18 protein-coding genes and 1 pseudogene are annotated in these 18,924 nt (G+C 70.6%); 10 read left to right on the top strand and 9 right to left on the bottom strand.

Going from position 1 to position 18,924, the window contains the following annotated elements; all coding sequences use genetic code 11:
• Positions 1-86: 86 nt before the first annotated feature.
• Entirely contained in the window at positions 87-1,166 is a 1,080-nt protein-coding gene (gene hisC / locus ACZ6A9_RS08995) for a histidinol-phosphate transaminase (RefSeq protein ID WP_468981135.1), read from the bottom strand.
• A 460-nt stretch (positions 1,167-1,626) separates the two neighbouring features.
• Between hisC and ACZ6A9_RS09000 the strand changes: the two genes are divergently transcribed.
• The 3 genes from ACZ6A9_RS09000 (at position 1,627) to ACZ6A9_RS09010 (ending at position 5,264) form a co-directional block, all read left to right on the top strand.
• Entirely contained in the window at positions 1,627-2,739 is a 1,113-nt protein-coding gene (locus ACZ6A9_RS09000; protein ID WP_468981138.1) for a LacI family DNA-binding transcriptional regulator, read from the top strand.
• Positions 2,740-3,124: 385 nt separating this feature from the next.
• A complete protein-coding gene (locus ACZ6A9_RS09005) occupies positions 3,125-4,210 on the top strand; it encodes a metallophosphoesterase (protein ID WP_468981142.1) in 1,086 nt (361 codons plus the stop codon).
• A gap of 184 nt (positions 4,211-4,394) precedes the next feature.
• Entirely contained in the window at positions 4,395-5,264 is an 870-nt protein-coding gene (locus ACZ6A9_RS09010) for a hypothetical protein (RefSeq protein WP_468981148.1), read from the top strand.
• Positions 5,265-5,377: 113 nt separating this feature from the next.
• Here ACZ6A9_RS09010 and ACZ6A9_RS09015 read toward each other — a convergent pair whose 3' ends face one another.
• Together ACZ6A9_RS09015 and thiC are read right to left on the bottom strand one after the other, a co-directional pair.
• Positions 5,378-6,769, bottom strand: a complete 1,392-nt coding sequence (locus tag ACZ6A9_RS09015) for a VWA domain-containing protein (protein ID WP_468981151.1) — start codon at positions 6,767-6,769, stop codon at positions 5,378-5,380.
• A 92-nt stretch (positions 6,770-6,861) separates the two neighbouring features.
• Complete coding sequence (gene thiC, locus ACZ6A9_RS09020; protein WP_468981154.1) at positions 6,862-8,679, bottom strand: phosphomethylpyrimidine synthase ThiC; 1,818 nt, start codon at positions 8,677-8,679, stop codon at positions 6,862-6,864.
• A gap of 254 nt (positions 8,680-8,933) precedes the next feature.
• On the opposite strand from thiC, the gene ACZ6A9_RS09025 reads away from it, so the two are divergent.
• Entirely contained in the window at positions 8,934-10,370 is a 1,437-nt protein-coding gene (locus ACZ6A9_RS09025) for a YibE/F family protein (RefSeq protein WP_468981159.1), read from the top strand.
• A gap of 64 nt (positions 10,371-10,434) precedes the next feature.
• On the opposite strand, the gene ACZ6A9_RS09030 is transcribed toward ACZ6A9_RS09025, so the two are convergent.
• The 4 genes from ACZ6A9_RS09030 to ACZ6A9_RS09045 all read right to left on the bottom strand — a co-directional run bounded on the left by ACZ6A9_RS09030 (position 10,435) and on the right by ACZ6A9_RS09045 (position 12,666).
• Positions 10,435-10,869: an SsgA family sporulation/cell division regulator gene (locus ACZ6A9_RS09030; RefSeq protein ID WP_189557243.1), complete on the bottom strand. Its 435-nt coding sequence runs from the start codon at positions 10,867-10,869 to the stop codon at positions 10,435-10,437.
• A gap of 98 nt (positions 10,870-10,967) precedes the next feature.
• A complete protein-coding gene (locus tag ACZ6A9_RS09035; RefSeq protein ID WP_468981168.1) occupies positions 10,968-11,795 on the bottom strand; it encodes an IclR family transcriptional regulator in 828 nt (275 codons plus the stop codon).
• A gap of 192 nt (positions 11,796-11,987) precedes the next feature.
• Complete coding sequence (locus ACZ6A9_RS09040) at positions 11,988-12,200, bottom strand: DUF5326 family protein (protein ID WP_468981173.1); 213 nt, start codon at positions 12,198-12,200, stop codon at positions 11,988-11,990.
• Positions 12,201-12,348: 148 nt separating this feature from the next.
• Positions 12,349-12,666, bottom strand: coding sequence for a cupin domain-containing protein (locus tag ACZ6A9_RS09045; protein ID WP_228966353.1), 318 nt, complete (start codon positions 12,664-12,666; stop codon positions 12,349-12,351).
• 54 nt (positions 12,667-12,720) lie between these two features.
• Here ACZ6A9_RS09045 and ACZ6A9_RS09050 point away from each other — a divergent pair, with 54 nt between their 5' ends.
• The 6 genes from ACZ6A9_RS09050 to ACZ6A9_RS09075 all read left to right on the top strand — a co-directional run bounded on the left by ACZ6A9_RS09050 (position 12,721) and on the right by ACZ6A9_RS09075 (position 17,414).
• A complete protein-coding gene (locus ACZ6A9_RS09050; RefSeq protein ID WP_468981178.1) occupies positions 12,721-13,107 on the top strand; it encodes a phage holin family protein in 387 nt (128 codons plus the stop codon).
• Positions 13,104-13,595 (top strand): low molecular weight protein-tyrosine-phosphatase, encoded by a 492-nt coding sequence (locus ACZ6A9_RS09055; protein WP_468981183.1) that lies wholly within the window; start codon positions 13,104-13,106, stop codon positions 13,593-13,595. Before ACZ6A9_RS09050 ends, ACZ6A9_RS09055 begins: the two co-directional genes overlap by 4 nt.
• Positions 13,592-14,764, top strand: coding sequence for a cystathionine gamma-lyase (locus ACZ6A9_RS09060; RefSeq protein ID WP_468981188.1), 1,173 nt, complete (start codon positions 13,592-13,594; stop codon positions 14,762-14,764). The genes ACZ6A9_RS09055 and ACZ6A9_RS09060 overlap by 4 nt, the downstream gene beginning before the upstream one ends.
• A gap of 229 nt (positions 14,765-14,993) precedes the next feature.
• Positions 14,994-15,899 (top strand): LysR family transcriptional regulator, encoded by a 906-nt coding sequence (locus ACZ6A9_RS09065; protein WP_468981194.1) that lies wholly within the window; start codon positions 14,994-14,996, stop codon positions 15,897-15,899.
• Between the two features lie 88 nt (positions 15,900-15,987).
• Entirely contained in the window at positions 15,988-16,470 is a 483-nt protein-coding gene (locus tag ACZ6A9_RS09070) for an NUDIX domain-containing protein (RefSeq protein ID WP_468981200.1), read from the top strand.
• Between the two features lie 77 nt (positions 16,471-16,547).
• Positions 16,548-17,414 (top strand): GNAT family N-acetyltransferase, encoded by an 867-nt coding sequence (locus ACZ6A9_RS09075; protein ID WP_468981206.1) that lies wholly within the window; start codon positions 16,548-16,550, stop codon positions 17,412-17,414.
• A gap of 63 nt (positions 17,415-17,477) precedes the next feature.
• Here the strand turns inward: ACZ6A9_RS09075 and ACZ6A9_RS09080 are convergent.
• Positions 17,478-17,723 (bottom strand): annotated as a pseudogene (locus ACZ6A9_RS09080) (heme-binding protein); the annotation flags it as partial.
• Positions 17,683-18,891 (bottom strand): MFS transporter, encoded by a 1,209-nt coding sequence (locus ACZ6A9_RS09085; protein WP_468981212.1) that lies wholly within the window; start codon positions 18,889-18,891, stop codon positions 17,683-17,685. The pseudogene ACZ6A9_RS09080 and the gene ACZ6A9_RS09085, both read right to left, overlap by 41 nt.
• Between the last annotated feature and the right edge of the window lie 33 nt (positions 18,892-18,924).

Here is an 18,924-nt window from a genome sequence, read left to right on the forward strand (position 1 = left end):
GCCCGCCGGCCGCCCGGAAGCGCGCGCTGTTCGAAACTCCTGCTCGCCGATCACGGTGTTCTTCCCGATCACAACGTCCGTGCCGGTCAGGCCTCCTTGCGGAAGCCCTCTGTCACCTTGAGGAAGATGTCGTTCGCCTCGGTCTCCCCGATCGTGACCCGTACGCCCTCCCCCGGGAACGGCCGGACGACCACGCCTGCCTGCTCGCACGCCTGCGCGAAGGCAACCGTGCTCTCCCCCAGCCGCAGCCACACGAAGTTGGCCTGCGTCTCGGGTACCGTCCAGCCCTGGGCCCGCAGCGCGTCCATCACCCGGTTGCGCTCGCACACCAGCGAACCGACCCGGCCGATCAGCTCGTCCTCGGCCCGCAGCGAGGCGATCGCCGCGTCCTGGGCGATCTGGCTCACCCCGAACGGCACCGCCGTCTTGCGCAGCGCCGCGGCCACCGGCTCGTGCGCGATGGCGAAGCCGACCCGCAGCCCCGCCAGGCCGTACGCCTTGGAGAAGGTCCGCAGGACGCAGACGTTGGGCCGCTCCCGGTAGATCTCGACCCCGTCCGGCACCTCGGTGTCCCGGATGAACTCGCGGTAGGCCTCGTCGAGGACCACCAGGACGTCGCCGGGCACCCGGTCGAGGAAGCGCTCCAGCTCGGCCCGTCGCACCACCGTGCCGGTGGGGTTGTTCGGGTTGCAGACGAAGATCAGCCGGGTCCGGTCGGTGATCGCGTCGGCCATCGCGTCCAGGTCGTGCACATCACCCGGGGTCAGCGGCACCTGGACCGACGTGGCACCGCTGATCTGGGTGATGATCGGGTACGCCTCGAAGGACCGCCAGGCGTAGATCACCTCGTCGCCGGGCCCGGCGGTCGCCTGCAGCAGCTGCTGGGCCACTCCGACCGAGCCGGTACCGGTGGCCACGTGGGAGGCGGGAACGCCGAACCGGTCGGACAGCTCGGCCATCAGGGCCGTACAGGCCATGTCCGGGTACCGGTTGAAGGTGGCGGCGGAAGCCGCCACGGTCTCCATCACGCCCGGCAGCGGCGGATACGGGTTCTCGTTGGAGGACAGTTTGTACGCCACCGGGCCGCCGGCCGCCGCCGGCTTGCCCGGCTTGTACGTGGGGATCCCCTCCAGCTCGGCGCGCAGCTTGGGGCTCGTCTCGCTCACCGCAGTCCTCCTCGCGAAGACCGGCGGCCCATGACCGCCGCCGACATCCAATACTGCTCACCTTATGAGGATTCGGCGCCGCTGCGTATAGGGGCGGTGGAGGCACACACACGACGGACCCGGACCCCCATCCGCACCGCCGGACACAGCGGTAACGGGGGCAACATCACTCGAAGGGGTACGAACGGCGCGAGGTAGAGGGGCGCGCCGCACATATATCTACGCGCCGGTGGTTCGCGCCGTGGCGCGCATCCCTCGTGCAGGTGAGTTGAGACCTCTTCGCAACATCGGACCCTCGACAGGCCCGCATGCGTCGACACGTCAGGTCCTGTCATTGGAACGTTCAACACCCTTTACTTCCAAGGGATTTATCCGCTAATGATCTTGCAGAAACGTGCCTGTCAACGCGTGCATATGCGTCCGCCCTACCCCACCGCAAGAGCCCTACTATCGGCTCGCCATGACAGCAGCAGGGAAGCACCAGGTGAGCCGCGCGGAAACCTCACGCCGAGGCAGCCGGCCGGGTCGGGCGGGCATCAGGGACGTGGCCGCCGCCGCCGGAGTCTCCATCACGACCGTCTCCGACGCCCTCAACGGCAAGGGCCGGCTCCCGGACGCCACCCGGCGCCACGTCCGCGAGGTGGCCGACAGACTGGGGTACCGCCCCTCGGCCGCCGCCCGTACGCTCCGCACCGGGAAGTCCGGACTCATCGGCCTGACCGTGACGACCTACGGGGATGAACCTTTCACCTTCACCGAGTTCGCGTACTTCGCCGAGATGGCGCGCGCCGCCACCTCCGCCGCGCTCGCCCGCGGCTACGCCCTCGTCATCCTCCCCGCGACCTCCCGCCACGACGTGTGGTCCAACGTCGCCCTGGACGGCACGGTCGTCATCGACCCCTCCGACCAGGACCCGGTGGTCAGCGAACTGGTCCGCCAGGGCTTACCGGTCGTCTCCGACGGCCGTCCGGCAGGATCACTGCCGGTCACGGCGTGGGTCGACAACGACCACGAGGCCGCCGTCCTCGGCATCCTGGACCACCTCGCCGACGCGGGCGCCCGCCGGATCGGCCTGCTCACCGGCACGACCACCGACACCTACACCCATCTGTCGACCACCGCCTACCTGCGCTGGTGCGAGCGCGTGGGCCAGGATCCGGTCTACGAGGCCTACCCGGCGCACGATCCGTGCGCGGGCGCCGTCGCCGCCGACCGGCTGCTCGCCCGCCCCGACCGCCCCGACGCCGTCTACGGCCTGTTCGACCCCAACGGAACGGACCTGCTCGCCGCCGCCCGCCGCTACGGCCTGCGCGTCCCGGACGACCTGCTGCTCGTGTGCTGCAGCGAGTCGACCGTCTACGCCGGCACCGAACCGCCCGTCACGACGCTCTCCCTGAAACCGCGCCGCATCGGCACAGCGGTGGTCCAGCTGTTGATCGACGCCATCGAAGGGGTCGACTCCGACCGCCCGGTCGAGCAGGTCATACCGACCGAGCTGATCGTGCGCACCTCCTCGCAGCGCCGCCCGCCCCGCACCACGGTCAGCCCTCCGAGATCACCGAAGGGGTCGTGAGGCACGAGGGCCCGAGGAGGGCCCGGGGCACGGTCCCCCCGCTTCCAAAGGGGGGAAGCGGGAACGGCCCCACCCCGGCCCTCCGCCGCTGCGGACGGCCCCCGGAAGGGGCGGGCAGGGCGCCGGCGGCGGGAAGGGCCACGCGGGAAGATCTCCGCAGGAAGACACGCGGCAGGAACGGTCACGGCGGGGAACGCACGGCGAGGTCGATCACGGAGCGACCGCGAAACGATGCAAAAAGGGCGAAATGCACGGCGAACCGGGAGTCTCGCTCCGATTCACCACCCCTGGGTCATCACACAGAGCGATCCGCATTCCTATGATGGGCCCACGACACCGCGGGCCGCTGCGACCAGGCAGTCCGACGCGGTGCAGAAGCGGCGCGATGGTGGAGGGGTCGATGACTCAGGGGGCCGGTCAGGGACCCGAGGTGGAGCGGACGGCGACGTTGCGCGACTTCCGGGTACCCGCTTACGTCCACGAGACCGGCCCGTACGCCCAGAGCACGCACCCCGGTGACATCGCGCCACCCTCCGAGGAGACCCTCCCGGAGGGGTACACCCCCACCCAGCGGGACCTCCCCGTCATCAATCGGGGTGACACCGTCCAGGTGACCGTCGATCCCGCGCCCGCCCCGCAGTCCGCCACCGGCCAAGGACCGCTCTACGTGGTCGGCGACGTCCACGGCTACCTCGACGAGCTGCTGTCCGCCCTCCGGGAGCAGGGCCTCGTCGACTCGGCGGGCCAGTGGTGCGCCGGGACCGCTCGGCTGTGGTTCCTCGGCGACTTCACCGACCGCGGCCCGGACGGCATCGGCGTCATCGACCTCGTGATGCGCCTGTCCGCCGAGGCCGCCGCGGCCGGCGGCTACTGCAAGGCCCTCATGGGCAACCACGAGCTGCTGCTGCTCGGCGCCAAGCGGTTCGGCGACACCCCGGTCAACTCCGGGGCCGGCACCGCCACCTTCCAGGCCGCCTGGCTCCTCAACGGCGGCCAGAAGACCGACATGGACCGCCTCCAGGACCACCACCTGCAGTGGATGGCCCGCCTCGACGCCGTCGAGGAGGTCGACGGCCACCTGCTGCTCCACTCCGACACCACCGCCTACCTCGACTACGGCCGCTCCATCGAAGAGGTCAACGACACCGTCCGCGAGACGCTCACCCGCAACGACGCCGACGAGGTCTGGGACCTGTTCCGCAAGCTGACCAAGCGGTTCTCCTTCCGCGACGAGGGCGGCGCCGACGCGGTGCGCTCCCTGCTGGACACGTACGGCGGCACCCGGGTCGTCCACGGCCACAGCCCCATTCCGTATCTGCTGGGCGAAGTCGGCTCCGAGGACGGCGAGGACGACAGCGGTCCGGTGATCGCCGCACCTCACGTCTACGCCGACGGACTCGCCATCGCGATGGACGGCGGGGTCACCATGGCCGGAAAACTGCTGGTCCAGCAACTGCCCCTGGACGTCTGAGCGTTCCGCGGGCCGTGTCCGGGGCGGCCCGCCGACGCACCGCGCGGACGCCAATTTCGGTAAACCCCCTGTCACCACGCACCGTCGCCGCTCTACCATCGGCTTATCCGTAGCAGGCTCCCCTCCGTTTCTGCCCGACGGCTCGTCAGCATGCCGAGCCCCAAGCCCTACGGAGCATCGGGGGATGCACATGAACAGCGTTCCGCAGCACCTGCTGAACGAGGACCGCCAGGAATACGAGCGGATCCTCGATGAGGCGCTGCGCTCCGCACCACACAATCCGGAACTGGCCGCCGTCGGACAGCGGCTCAACCCGGAACAACTGCGCACGATGGCACTCGGCGCCACCGCGCTCATCACCGCGGCCGCGGCAACCGAGTACCAGCACTACGTGAAGGTCCGCGAGGAACTGCGCCGGCCACCGGCGCCGCCCTCCCCGGCCGCCCACGACTCCGGCTCCACCGAGCCGGGCACGGGCGCGTCGGGTCTCGCCGCCACCATGGGCGAGGTCGCCGAGACGGCCGGGGCCGGTGCCGTGGCCGTGGTCGCCGTCCTGGCCCCCGTCCTGGCCGGCACGGCCGCCGCGATCTTCCTGCTCGTCGGCTACATCCTGCGGATGCTCGACCCCGAGGCAGCGTTCACCCGGACCATGCTCACCACGGGGTGGGTGTTCGGCGCGGTGACGGCCGTCGCCATCCTCGTGGCCGCCGTGGGACTGCTGCTCACCGCGCTGCGCAACAAGCCCTCGGCGCCGGGCGGCGCGTACCGCGAACTCGACGAGGAGGTGACCCGGGCCAGGGACGTCTGGCGGGACGCCCTGCTGGAGCGGGGGATCGTCCCGTTCCTGCGAGACGCCCTCACCGACCCGGCGACGGCCGCCACGCTCCAGCACACGGCACCGTCGGCGCGGGCCGGCCGTATGCCGCACCTCGGATACGACCGTCCGGGCTTCTCCAGTCCCGACAAGGGCTCGACCCGCGGTACGCGGCCGAGCTACTCCAGTCCGGACTACTCGAGCCCGGACTTCGGGGGCCCGGAGCACCAGCCGGAGTGACCCGGACGGCCGGTGACCCGTCCCGGCTCGCGCTCCCCGCTCCGGGAGCGCGAGCCGGGACGGGCCGGACACCGGTGGGCCCCGGTCGCGTCCGCCTTCCGACGAACCGGCTCTCAGAGGATGCCCGCACGCCCCGCGGCAGTGATCCACAGCGGGAACTCGGACAGGAGACGGTCGTACAGCTCCGGGTCCGGCACGGTGCTGATGTCGTCGACGGCGAAGAAGCCGACATTGTCGACACGGCGTCCGGGCAGCGTGTCGAACCGCTCCAGCACGCCGTAGTCGGACTTGCCCAGGCCCACGAACTGCCAGAAGACGGGCTCCTCCACCGCCTCACGCAGCTCCCGCTCGATCTCCTTGTTCCGGTAGACCCCACCGTCCGAGAAGAACAGCACGAGCGTCGGAGCGGACGCCGGATGGTCGCGCACGAACGCGCGCACCTCGGCGATGACCTTCTGCTCCTCGTTCTGGATTCCGACGTCCCGCATGTCGACCTGGCTGGGCTCCAGCCCCTTCTTCCGCCCGCGGCGGAAGAGGCCCACCTCCCCCACCCGCACATGCAGCCGCAGCCACTCGGGAAGCTCACCGAGCCGCAGATCCGGCAGCCGGGCCGGATGCGAGGCGAACGTCCAGGCCTGCATCTCCCCGTCGTCGTCCAGTTGCGCCGCGACCGCGGCCATCCGCTCGACGACGTCGGACACGACGCCCTTGGAGTACAGGAAGGACATGGACCCGGAGGCGTCCAGCACGAGGACGACGCGAGCGGTGACATGGGCGGCACCGTGCTTGCGCAGACTGACCGCCACCTGTTCCTTGCGCAGCGACAACCGCTTGCGCATGTCGACGGGCAGACGCTCCTCGCCCTTGGACAGCCGGGCGCCGGCTGCCGGGGCGAGGGGCGTCGGCGCCGGGGCGACGGGTGGGGGAGGCGGGGCCGCGGTCACGGCAGGCGCCGGGGCGGCCGTCGGGGCGGGCTCGTCGACGGTGATGCCGAAGTCCGTGGCCAGCCCGGCCAGCCCGGCGGCGTACCCCTGCCCCACCGCACGGAACTTCCACTTCCCCTGCCGGCGGTACAACTCGCCGCCGATGAAGGCGGTCTCGGTCCCCGCGGCCATGTCGAACCGCGCGATCTCGCTCCCCGCCCCCGCCTCGAGCAGCCTGAGCACGAGCCCCGGCACCTGGCCGAACGTCCCGCCGTCGGCCGAGGCGCACAGTGCGATCCGTTCGACGGCCGGATCGACCGTGCCCAGGTTCACCTCCAGGGTGTCCGTCGAGGCACCGGCCGCACTCCGCTTGCCCAGGTGCGTCACGGCACCGGACGTGTGCCGCGGCTGGTTGTAGAAGACGAAGTCGCCGTCGTCCCGCACCCGCCCCGTCTCGGTGAGCAGCACCGCCGAGGCGTCGATGTCCGGCACGCCGGCCCCGGCCCTCCAGGCGAGCTCGGCCCGCACCACGGAGGCGTCGACGGGAAGATTGGACCCCTTGCTCATCGGACTCGCTGTCATGAGCTCAGTCTGCCCACCCGTCCCGCCGAACACGAGAAGGCCCTCCACGGGAGCGGCATCCACCACGAACACCGCTCCCGCGACGGACGCCCTCAGTCCGCGATCGGCAGGTACACCCTGTTCCCGCTCGCCGCGAACTCCTTCGACTTCTGGAGCATCCCCTCGGCGATCTCCTCGGGAGACGCCCCGTCGGCCGCCGCACCGCCGAACCGCTCGCTGATGTCGTGGCTGATCTTCATCGAGCAGAACTTCGGGCCGCACATCGAGCAGAAGTGGGCGGTCTTGGCAGGCTCCGCCGGGAGGGTCTCGTCGTGGAACTCCCGGGCCGTGTCCGGGTCGAGGGCGAGGTTGAACTGGTCCTCCCACCGGAACTCGAAGCGGGCGTCGGACAGTGCGTCGTCCCACTCCTGCGCGCCGGGGTGCCCCTTGGCGAGGTCCGCCGCGTGCGCGGCGATCTTGTACGTGATCACGCCGGTCTTGACGTCGTCCCGGTCGGGCAGGCCCAGGTGCTCCTTGGGCGTGACGTAGCAGAGCATGGCGGTGCCCCACCAGGCGATCATCGCGGCGCCGATGCCGGAGGTGATGTGGTCGTACGCGGGCGCGACGTCGGTGGTCAGCGGGCCGAGCGTGTAGAACGGGGCTTCGTCGCAGATCTCCTGCTGGAGGTCGATGTTCTCCTTGATCTTGTGCATCGGGACATGGCCCGGGCCCTCGATCATGGTCTGGACGTGGAAGCGCTTCGCGACCCTGTTGAGTTCCCCGAGCGTGCGCAACTCCGCGAACTGAGCCGCGTCGTTGGCGTCCGCGATGGAACCGGGCCGCAGGCCGTCGCCCAGCGAGTAGGTGACGTCGTACGCGGCGAGGATCTCGCAGAGCTCCTCGAAGTGCTCGTACAGGAACGACTCCTTGTGGTGCGCCAGGCACCACGCGGCCATGATCGAACCGCCGCGGGAGACGATGCCGGTCTTGCGGTTCGCGGTGAGCGGTACGTGGGCGAGGCGCACACCCGCGTGGACCGTCATGTAGTCCACGCCCTGCTCGGCCTGTTCGATGACGGTGTCCTTGTAGATCTCCCAGGTCAGCTCCTCGGCCCGGCCGTCGACCTTCTCCAGGGCCTGGTAGAGCGGCACGGTGCCGATGGGGACGGGGGAGTTGCGCAGCACCCACTCGCGGGTGGTGTGGATATTGCGGCCCGTGGAGAGGTCCATGACGGTGTCGGCGCCCCAGCGGGTCGCCCAGGTCATCTTCTCCACTTCCTCCTCGATGGAGGACGTCACGGCCGAGTTGCCGATGTTGGCGTTGACCTTCACCAGGAACCGCTTGCCGATGATCATCGGCTCGATCTCCGGGTGGTTGACGTTGGCCGGCAACACCGCCCGGCCCGCCGCGATCTCCTCGCGGACCACCTCGGGAGAGACGTTCTCCCGGATCGCCACGAACTCCATCTCGGGCGTGACCTCACCACGGCGCGCGTACGCCAGCTGGGTGACCGCCCCGCCCGCACGACCCCGCCGTGGCATGCGCGGCCGGCCGGGGAAGACGGCGTCCAGGTTGCGCAGGCCGCCGCGCGGAGCCGTGTGCTTGATCCCGTCGTCCTCGGGACGGACGGGACGGCCGGCGTACTCCTCGGTGTCACCACGGGCGACGATCCAGTTCTCCCGCAGCGGGGCGAGCCCCCGGCGGACATCCGTCTCGACGAGCGGATCGGTGTACGGGCCCGATGTGTCGTACAGCGTGACCGACCGCCCGTTGGTGAGGTGCACCTGGCGGACCGGCACCCGCAGGTCGGGGCGGGTGCCACCGCCGACGTACGCCTTGTGCCAGCCGATGGACTTCCCGGCCTCCCCGTCGGCCGACGTCTCCGTCGGGTCCTGTGTGGAGGCAGGCGTGCGTGCGTCCTTGTTGGTCATGAGACCTACTCCCTACGCCGGCATTACCCGGTAACAGGTTCGGCGGTCGACGCAGCGGCTTCCGTCTGGCGACGTTCCGTGGGAAACATCACTGGACTTGGGTGATGTTTCATGTGAAACGTCGCTGGGACGGAGGTCAGCGCCCTCTCAGCCCGGTGCTCCGAGCTCCCGCGTGTACAAAAGGTGCCACCACGCTAGCGTCCTTTCTGGCGCGGTGAACAGAGGGCCCCCGGCGTTCTTGCGATGATCGAGCCGTGACCCCGACTCAGCCTCCTCCCTATCCACCACCCGAACCACCGCACGGCGCCGGCGCCGGACACGGGCACGGTCCCGGACAGGGGCACGCGCACGGCCATGGGCACAGCCACAGCCACGGCCCGGCGGCGCCCGTCTCCCGGCATCTGCGCAAGATCATCGCGGCGATCCTCATCCCGTTCGCCGCGGCGGTACTGATCGCCCTCGCCGTGCTGTGGCCGGGCGGTGCACCGGCTCACGAACGCACCGGCGTCGGCTTCGACCGGCAGACGGAGCACGCCACGGTCACCAAGGTGGTCGAGGTGAGCTGTCAGTCCGTGAACGCCTCCGGAGGCGTCCCGACCGGTGACACCTCCACCGCCGAGGGCTCCTCCGCCCAGCAGCAGGCCGAGGGCACCTGCAAGAAGGCGACCATCCGGGTCGACACCGGCAACGACAAGGGCCGTACGTTCAACGAGATCGTGCAGCCGGACCAGTCCCGCCAGCTGGAACAGGGTCAGGAGGTCGTGGTCGCCTACGAGCCCTCGGCACCCGCGGACCTGCAGTACTCGGTCACCGACGTGAACCGGCGCTTCCCGCTGGCGCTGCTCGCCGGCGTCTTCGCGCTCGCCGTCGTGGCCGTGGGACGGATGCGCGGTGTCATGGCCCTCGTCGCCCTCGCGGTCAGCTTCCTGGTGCTGAACTTCTTCATCCTGCCGGCCATCCTTCAGGGCTCGAACCCCCTGGTCGTGGCGGTGGTGGGAGCGAGCGTGATCATGCTGCTCGCCCTGTATCTCTGTCACGGGTTCTCGGCACGCACCTCGGTGGCGGTGCTCGGCACGCTCATCTCGTTGCTGCTGATCGGCATCCTGGGGTCGGTGTTCATCGACTGGGCCGCGCTCACCGGCAACACCGACGACAACACCGGCCTGATCCACGGCCTGTTCCCGGGGATCGACATGAGCGGTCTGCTGCTGGCCGGCGTCATCATCGGGTCTCTCGGCGTCCTCGACGACGTGACGGTCACGCAGACGTCCGCGGTCTGGGAACTGCACGAAGCCAATCCCTCGCTGGGGCGGCGCGGGCTGTACCGCGCGGGCATCCGTATCGGCCGCGATCACATCGCATCCGTGGTCAACACCCTGGTCCTCGCCTACGCGGGTGCCGCCCTGCCCCTGCTGTTGCTGTTCTCGATCGCGCAGAGCAGCGTGGGGACGGTCGCCAACAGCGAACTGGTGGCGGAGGAGATCGTGCGCACCCTGATCGGCTCGATCGGTCTGGTCGCCTCGGTGCCGGTCACCACGGCACTGGCCGCGCTGGTGGTCGCGGCCGACCGCCCGGCGGCACGGACACCCGCGCAGCCGCAGGGTCAGGAGCCCGCGCAGGTCAGCGGTCCGGTTCCGGATGCCCGGTCGGCCGCGGGACGCGGTGGCAGGGGCAGGCGCCGTAAGCGCTGAGACCCACGAGCCGGGGGCGGAACGGCGCTGAAGCGTTCCGCCCCCGGCTCACCGGTGGAACGCTTCAGCCGGCGCTCTGCTCCGCCAGGATCCGGTCCAGCGCGTCGTCGAGATGGGCGTCGAAGTCGGCGAGCGCCCCTTCCTGGCCCAGCGGTACCAGCTTGTCGGTGCGGTCGAGGAAGGCCACGAGCGGCGCGGTCGACGAGCGGAACAGTGCCTGGTCGCTGCCGACCTGAAGCCGGATCAGCACCTCGCCCAGCATGTCGGGATCGACCGGCGAGACCCGCACATCCCCCTCACCGCACGGTCGGCCCACGCCGTCGATGAGCAGCTCGCGGCCGAAGGCCCAGGTCACCGGCGCGTCCCCGGGCAGGTGGAAGGTCAGACGCACGGCGTAGGGATCACAGGTGTCATAACGCAGCTCCACCGGGATGCGGAAGGACAGCTCCTCCGACACGAGAAAGCTCATCATGACCTCTGCCTGTACGGATTCGCGCATCGCCTACCCCGTCATTCGCCGCGGACTGGCCGGGCATGGACTCTGACACCACATGAAATCTTGCTGAACGTACACGTGAGATCACAAGGAGTGAGTTTTCAGATACTGATAGACAGCGCGAACGATCCCAGCATGCGGCCCAGTTCGGCCTGCAGACGCTGGGCCGCCGGGAGGAGCCGGTCGGCCTGGTGTGCGGGCAGGGAGATGGCCAGCGACGCCGCCGTGGCGCCGACGGTGATCGGGATGGCCGCGCACACCGTCCCCGGCGCGTACTCCTGGCGTTCCGTCACCAGGTCCATGCGCCGGGTCCGGTCCAGACGTCTGAGCAGGTCGTGGTCATCACGCACGGTGTACGGCGTGACGGGCCGCACGGGATAGCGGCTCAGGTGGTCACGGCGGGCCGCCCCGTCGAGCTGGGCGAGCAGGCACTGCCCGATGGCGTGGGCGTGGCCCGTCTCGCGGAAGTCGGCCCACTCCTCGACCGCGGGGTTGCCCGGGGTGTCGGAGACGCAGAGGACCTCGATCTCACCCTCGCGGTACACCGCGTAGTACACGGGAACGCCGATGGCGTCCCGCCAGCGGGCGAGGGTGTCGACGACCTTGCTGCGACGTTTCTGCCGGTCTCCGCTGCCGCTCAGCCGCTCGGCCGCCTCCCCCAGGAAGAACAGCCCTTTGTCGCGGCGCAGATAGCCCTCGTGAACGAGGGTGCGCAGCAGGTGGTACGTGGTGGGGAGGGCGAGCCCTGTCTCCCGGGCCAGCTGTTTGGCGGGGGCCCCGTACGTGTGGCCGGCGACGGTCTCCAGCAGGCGCACGGCGCGCTGCACGGAGCCGATGAGGGTCGCGGTGGGCGGGGGCGGCGGTGGCGCCGGGGAGCGGGGCTGCGGGGGGACCGCGGTCAGATGGGCGGAGGTGCCAGTCGTGGCCAAGGTCACTCCCGAAACGCGAGGGGGCACCCCGTGGGGGAACACGGGGTGGGGGTCGCCGCTCGCGGGGACCGTCCCCGCGTCGAGTTCCGGACTCTAACGGGCTGTCACCTTCCGCATACGTCCCGTAGGGGAAACTTCCCCCGCCCGAGGGAACCGGCGATTCCCGTTACCGCCCCACCGGTCGCCCTCGGCTCACCAGTCGCTGCGCGACGAGGCACTCGACATGAACTTGCGCACGACATAGATCAGTCCGCCGACCAGCGCCACGAACACCAGCAGCTTGAAGAGCAGACCGATCACGAAACCGACCACGCTCGCTATCAGTCCGCCGAACACCACCAGGGCGATGACCGGCACCGCGATCCACTTCACCCACCACGGCAGTCCCGTGAAGATCTCTCGCATCGCCATCGTCCTCGTCTCTCCGCCGGTCGGGTGCCGGATCGCGTCCATGATGTCCTGCACTCGATGCTAGGGCGGCGCGTGGTCCTGCGGGGGCTCCGGACCCCTTGTCCTCCCCTGACCGATCCCCTAGGGAACCCGCGGTGCCTGCTCAGCTCTCGGGGGGAGAGAACACCACCAGAACCCGCAGGTCCTCACTGATGTGGTGGAACTTGTGGGCCACCCCCGCCGGTACGTAGACCACGCTGCCGCGTGCCACCTGCGTGGTCTCCATGCCCACGGTGATCGACGCCCGGCCGCTGACGACGAAGTACACCTCGTCCTGGTTGTGCGGCTGCTGCGGATCCGGGACACCGGCGTCCAGGGCGTAGAGGCCGACCGACATGTTCCGCTCCCGAAGGAACTGCAGGTACGCCCCGTCGTTGGCGGCGCGTTCCGCCTCCAGTTCGTCCAGCCGGAATGCCTTCATCTCCTGGTCCCCGCCCCTGCCTCGAGCCCGATCGTGTCTGTCACGATCAGACACATGATGAATTTCCTAGTCAAGACGATCGCCAACGCGGGTGCGCTGGCCGTAGCGGTGTGGCTGCTCGACAAGATCACCCTCACCGGCGACAGCACGGGCAAGGAGATCGGCACCCTGCTCCTGGTCGCTCTGCTCTTCGGCCTGGTGAACGTCCTGGTCAAGCCGGTCGTGCAGCTGCTGAGCCTCCCTCTTCTCGTACTGACGCTCGGACTGTTCACCCTGGTGGTGAACGCCCTGATGCTGCTGCTCACCTCCTGGCTCGCCGACCTGCTCGACCTGAGTTTCCACGTGGAGGGATTCTGGACGGCCGTGCTGGGCGGTCTGATCATCTCCGTCGTCTCCTGGGCGCTCAACGTCGTGCTGCCCGACGGGGACCGAGGGCGATGACCTACCGCGTCTGTTTCGTCTGCACCGGCAACATCTGCCGCTCCCCGATGGCCGAGTCCGTCTTCCGCGCGCGTGTGGCGGAGGCGGGGCTCGACAAGGTGGTCGAGGTGGACAGCGCCGGCACGGGCGGCTGGCACGAGGGCGAGGGCGCCGACCCCCGCACGGAGACCGTGCTGCTCGAGCACGGCTACGGCGCCGACCACACGGCCCGGACATTCGATCCCGTCTGGTTCGCCCGCCTGGACCTCGTCGTCGCTCTCGACGAGAGCCACCGCGCGGCGCTGCGGCGCCTGGCCCCCACGGAACGGGACGCGGACAAGGTGCGTCTGCTGCGTTCGTACGATCCCGCCTCCGGTGATGACCTCGACGTACCGGATCCCTACTACGGCGGTCCGGACGGTTTCGACGCATGTCTTGAGATGGTGGAGGCGGCGAGCACCGGGCTGCTCGCCGCGGTACGCAAGCACGTGGAAGGACAAGCTCCATGAACGATTCGACGTCGACGGGCGAGGGTCACGGCCCCGTCGTGCCCGGAGGGGCCGGTGACGGCACCCGCGCGGTGCGGGCCGGGCTGCCCGAGCCGGTCAAGCACGAGCCCACCCTGCCCGGGCCCGTGTTCGCGGCCCACTTCCACCTGCCGGGCGACCCCACCGGCCCGTACACGTACGGCAGGGACGAGAATCCGACCTGGACGCTGCTCGAGCGGGCCATCACCGAGCTGGAGGCGCCCGGGCGGGACGACGTCGAGACGCTGGTGTTCGCCTCGGGCATGGCCGCGATCTCCTCGGTGCTCTTCTCCCAGCTGCGCGCCGGAGACGCGGTGGTCCTGCCGGACGATGGCTACCAGGCACTGCCCCTGGTGCGCGCCCAGCTGGAGGCGTACGGCATCGAGGTACGCACCGCGCCCACGGGCGGTGACGCCCAGCTCGAGGTCCTCGACGGCGCGAAACTGCTGTGGATCGAGACACCCTCCAATCCGGGGCTGGACGTGTGCGACATCCGGCGGCTCGCCGAGGCGGCGCACGACCAGGGCGCCCTGGTCGCCGTGGACAACACCCTCGCCACACCGCTCGGCCAGCTCCCGCTGGGGCTCGGCGCCGACTTCGCGGTGGCCAGCGGTACCAAGCAGCTCACCGGCCACGGCGATGTGCTCCTGGGGTACGTCACGGGCCGCGAGGGTGAGGCCATGGACGCCGTCCGCCGCTGGCGCAAGATCGCCGGGGCGATCCCCGGGCCGATGGAGGCCTGGCTGGCGCACCGCTCGATCGCCACGCTGCAGCTGCGGGTCGAGCGCCAGAACGCCACCGCTCTGACGCTCGCCCGGGCGCTGCGGGAGCGGCCGGAGGTGACGGACCTGCGCTACCCGGGGCTGCCCGAGGATCCCTCGCACAAGACCGCCTCGCTGCAGATGCGGCGCTACGGGTGCGTGGTGTCCTTCACACTGCCCACGCGCGCGCGAGCGGACCGCTTCCTCGACGCGCTACGGCTGGTGGACGACGCGACGAGTTTCGGCGGCGTACGGTCCACGGCCGAGCGGCGCGGACGCTGGGGCGGGGACGCGGTGCCGGAGGGTTTCGTCCGCTTCTCGGTGGGCGCCGAGGATCCGGCGGACCTGGTGGCGGACGTGCTGCGCGCCCTGGACGCGTCAGCCGCCTGACGGCCCCGGCGGTCGGGCGCCGGTCATCCGGCGCGCCGCGGCGGACGGTCCGAGCCTCCCCCCTCGTGGCTCGGACCGTCCTCGGTTCTGCGCGCGAAGAACCGCGCGGTCTAGGCTAGTTGACTCAGTGTCAGTGTCCAATCACAGTAACGACAGCGACCTATCGACTTATTTATCGTTGGCCTGGACCGGGCCTGCGGCGAGGGCTGAACCGAGGAGAGGGTTTTTCGTGGATCTGGCCTTGCTGCGGACCTTCGTGACCGTGCACCGGGCCGGTTCCTTCACCCGTGCAGCCGCCCTGCTCGGTCTTTCCCAGCCGGCCGTCACCTCCCAGATACGGACGCTGGAGCGCCAGCTGGGACGGCCCTTGTTCCTGCGCCAGGCGCGCGGTGTGACACCGACGACCATCGGGGACGAACTCGCCCACAAGGCGGCTCCCCATCTGGACGCCCTCGTGGAGATAGCCGAGTCCGGGGTGGAGGAGGACTCCTCTTTACGGACGCTGCATCTGGCCGGCCCTCCGGAGTTCACCGCCGAGCGGGCGCTGCCCGCGCTGATGGAGCTGAGCGGGCAGGACGGCCGGGGTTTCGCCCTGCGTGCCTCTTTCGGAACCGCGGAGGAAACACTGGAAGGGCTTGCCGCCGGACATCACGATCTGGCCATCAGCACGGCGCGTCCACGCGGGGCCCTGCTCTCGGCGACCGCGCTCTGCGACGAGGAACACGTTCTGATCGCCGCTCCGCGCTGGGCCGCACGGATCGGCTCGGGCACACTCCGCGAGACCGGCCCGGGGGCCCTGGAACGGGTCCCGGTGGTCGAGGTCCACGAGTCACTGCCGTTCGTCTCCCGCTACTGGGCATCCGTCTTCGACTCCCGCCCGGCCGCCCCCGGCACCGTCGTCGTCCCGGATCTACGCGCGGTGCTGGCCTGCGCCACCGCGGGAGCGGGCCTCGCGGTGCTGCCCCGCTACCTGTGCACCGCCGCGCTCGCGCGGGGGGAGGTGGTCGCCCTGCACGAACCAGCGGTCCCCCCGCTGCGCACCTATTTCCTCGTGGTCCGCACCGGCACGCTGGCGATGCCGCACATCGCGCGGGCTCGCGCATGGCTGGAGCAGGCGGCCGGCGACTGGTCCTGAGCCGTCGGGACAGACTCCCCTCACGGGAAACCGGACCCGGGCCACCACGGGATGTTTCACGTGGAACAAGCCGGGCCACATTCTCCCCATGACCGTCCGACCCGTGGTCAAGCGCACCGCCCGAGCTGTTCTGCTGGACGGCGAGTACCTGATCCTGATCAAGCGCACCAAACCCGGCATGGACCCGTACTGGGTCACCCCGGGCGGCGGGGTGGAACCCGGGGACTCGACCGTGGTGGACGCCCTGCACCGCGAGGTGTACGAGGAACTCGGCGCGAAGATCGCCGACGTGGTGCCCTGTTTCGTCGACACCGTGGAGCACATCGGCGAGGACGGCGGTGCCGCCGGCGTCAAGGTGCAGCACTTCTTCGTGTGCCGCCTGGAATCCATGGACCCGTCGCTGCGGCACGGTCCGGAGATCGACGAACCCATTGGGGAGTACGAGATCGTCCACGTGCCGTTCACCCGTGTCGGCATCGCCTCCGTCCATCTCGTACCGCTGTCGCTGCGGCACTACCTGGACGGCAACATCGAGGGCGTGCGCGCCATGCACGCACCCGATCTGGGCTGACCCGCTTGGCCGAAAGCCCGCCCGAGTCTGCCCAATCGGGTGGACGCCGGAGCCTCCCGTCGGACAGCCTGACCTGCGTGTCGACACCTTCCCTTGACTCCTTGCCCATCCGCCGTCTGACGCTCCGCGATGTCGCCGTCTGCGCCGACTTGTCCGAGGACCGGGGGTGGCCACGGGAGGAACACAAGTGGGGTCTGCTCCTCGCGGCCGGGAAGGGCTACGGCATCGACGACCCCGGCGGTGGTCTGGTGGCCGCCTGTGTCGTCACCGAATACGGACCGCACGGGCACCCCTCTCTCGCGGCCATCGGCATGGTGCTGGTCGCCGGGCGCCACGCACGCCGGGGCGTGGGACGCCGGTTGATGCGCCACGTCGTCGCGGCGGCGGGCACCACTCCTCTCACCCTGCACGCCACCGAGTCCGGCCGGCCGCTCTACGAGGAGCTCGGGTTCAAGACCATCGGCCGCGCCGAGATGCTGCGCGGCCACTTCGTCCCCTCGGACGGCCCGCCGGGGGCCGCCACCCGTGCCGCCACCGCGGAGGACCTCCCGGCGATCCTCCGGCTCGACGAAGAGGTGTTCGGAGCGGATCGGACGCACATCGTCACCCGGTTGCCCGCCTTCGCCGATCACCTGCGCGTCGCCGAGGCGGGCGGGCGGCTCATCGGTTACGCGGCCGCCTGGCCCAACATGGACACCCACGTGGTGGGACCGCTGATCGCCCCTGACACCGAGACGGCCAAGGCCCTCGTCGCGTCCCTCGCCGCGCACACCGAGCGGCCGCTGCGCACCGACATCGACGTGCGGCACGAGGAGCTGCTGAGCTGGGCGAGGAAGCACGGCCTGGCGTCCGTGGCGTCCAACGCCGTGATGGCGTACGGGATCACGAAGCTGCCCGGAGACGGCAGCCGGCGGTTCGCCCCGGTGACGGTCGCCGCGGGCTGACCCCCGCGGACTGACGCCGGCTCCGCTGTCCGGGGCCGGCGTCGCCGCGCGAGTTCCTCGTCGGACGAGCCCCTCCGCCGCGGCCGTGGCGAAGGCGTGGTCCTGCTCCGGGGCACCGCCGCCGACACCGATCGCGCCGATCGGCCGGCCGTCGTGCCGGACCGGCACGCCACCGGCGATGAACAGGCGGTGCGGATGACGTCGGTCGTGCCGGAGGCAACCGGAAGTGCGGGGACTGCCCTGGCTTCGCGCGTGCCGGTGCCGGGGTTCAGTGCGCGATCGCGGTCGGCCGTTCGGTGGACACGGGATCGCCGGGCGGCGTTCCGGGCCCTCCCGCGCGGCGTTCGAGAGCGGCCGAGACGACGGCGAGCACCAGGGCGGCCGCGGCGAGGACGGCACCGACCCAGTTGGGTGCCGTGTAGCCGAGTCCGGCCGCGATCACGAGCCCGCCGAGCCAGGCGGACAGCGCGTTGCCGAGGTTGAAGGCGCCGATGTTGAGGGCCGAGGCGAGGGTGGGGGCACCGTGCGCCTGGTCCAGGACCCGCTTCTGCAGCGGCGGCACCGTGGCGAACCCCAGGGCGCCGACGAGGGTGATGGTGACGGCGGCGGCGAGCTTGTCGTGGGCGCTCACGGTGAACAGCGCGAGGACGACCGCGAGAGCGCCCAGGGACACGTACAGCAGGGGCATCAGGGCGCGGTCGGCGTACCGGCCGCCGACGATGTTGCCGCCGACCATGCCGAGGCCGAAGAGGACGAGCAGCCAGGTGACGGAACCGTCGGCGAAGCCGGCGACCCGCGTCATCATCGGCGCGATGTACGTGATGGTCGCGAAGACGCCGCCGAAACCGAGGACCGTCATCGCCATGGCGAGCAGCACCTGCACGTTCTTCAGGGCGGCCAGCTCATGGCGCAGCCGTACGCCCTCGGGTTTCGGCATGTCGGGGACGAGCTGGGCGACACCGGCCAGACCGACGACGCCGAGGGCGGCGACGATGCCGAAGGTGACGCGCCAGCCGGCGGACTGGCCGACGAGCGTGCCCATCGGGACACCGACGACGTTGGCGACGGTCAGTCCGGTGAACATCGACGCGATGGCTCCGGCCCGTTTGTCCGGGGCGACCAGATCGGCCGCGACGACCGAGCCGATGCCGAAGAAGGCGCCGTGCGCCAGGGAGGCGACCACCCGTCCGGTCAGCATGAGGCCGAAGGAGGGGGCCAGCGCCGAGAGGAGGTTCCCGACGACGAACAGTCCCATCAGCAGCATCAGCATCCGCCTGCGGGAGACACGGGTGCCGAGCGCGGTCATCACCGGCGCGCCGAGCACGACGCCCAGCGCGTAGCCGGTGACCAGATGGCCGGCCGTGGGGATGGAGACACCGAAGTCGGCCGCGACCTCGGGCAGCAAGCCCATGATCACGAACTCCGTGGTTCCGATGCCGAAGGCCCCGATCGCGAGGGCCATGAGCGCGAGAGGCATGGGGAGAACAGACCTTCCGAGACAATTGCGTGA

This window comes from Streptomyces sp. NPDC041124, assembly GCF_055592385.1.

What these genes read in the sequence shown, in the direction of transcription:
- ACZ6A9_RS09060 (WP_468981188.1), top strand. Translation starts at nt 13,592, where the DNA reads ATGAACGATTCGACGTCGACGGGCGAGGGTCACGGCCCCGTCGTGCCC.
- ACZ6A9_RS09040 (WP_468981173.1), bottom strand. Translation starts at nt 12,200, where the DNA reads ATGCGAGAGATCTTCACGGGACTGCCGTGGTGGGTGAAGTGGATCGCG.
- ACZ6A9_RS09010 (WP_468981148.1), top strand. Translation starts at nt 4,395, where the DNA reads ATGCACATGAACAGCGTTCCGCAGCACCTGCTGAACGAGGACCGCCAG.
- ACZ6A9_RS09070 (WP_468981200.1), top strand. Translation starts at nt 15,988, where the DNA reads ATGACCGTCCGACCCGTGGTCAAGCGCACCGCCCGAGCTGTTCTGCTG.
- ACZ6A9_RS09050 (WP_468981178.1), top strand. Translation starts at nt 12,721, where the DNA reads ATGATGAATTTCCTAGTCAAGACGATCGCCAACGCGGGTGCGCTGGCC.
- ACZ6A9_RS09055 (WP_468981183.1), top strand. Translation starts at nt 13,104, where the DNA reads ATGACCTACCGCGTCTGTTTCGTCTGCACCGGCAACATCTGCCGCTCC.
- ACZ6A9_RS09045 (WP_228966353.1), bottom strand. Translation starts at nt 12,666, where the DNA reads ATGAAGGCATTCCGGCTGGACGAACTGGAGGCGGAACGCGCCGCCAAC.
- ACZ6A9_RS09030 (WP_189557243.1), bottom strand. Translation starts at nt 10,869, where the DNA reads ATGCGCGAATCCGTACAGGCAGAGGTCATGATGAGCTTTCTCGTGTCG.
- ACZ6A9_RS09005 (WP_468981142.1), top strand. Translation starts at nt 3,125, where the DNA reads ATGGTGGAGGGGTCGATGACTCAGGGGGCCGGTCAGGGACCCGAGGTG.
- ACZ6A9_RS09085 (WP_468981212.1), bottom strand. Translation starts at nt 18,891, where the DNA reads ATGCCTCTCGCGCTCATGGCCCTCGCGATCGGGGCCTTCGGCATCGGA.
- ACZ6A9_RS09015 (WP_468981151.1), bottom strand. Translation starts at nt 6,769, where the DNA reads ATGACAGCGAGTCCGATGAGCAAGGGGTCCAATCTTCCCGTCGACGCC.
- ACZ6A9_RS09000 (WP_468981138.1), top strand. Translation starts at nt 1,627, where the DNA reads ATGACAGCAGCAGGGAAGCACCAGGTGAGCCGCGCGGAAACCTCACGC.
- thiC (WP_468981154.1), bottom strand. Translation starts at nt 8,679, where the DNA reads ATGACCAACAAGGACGCACGCACGCCTGCCTCCACACAGGACCCGACG.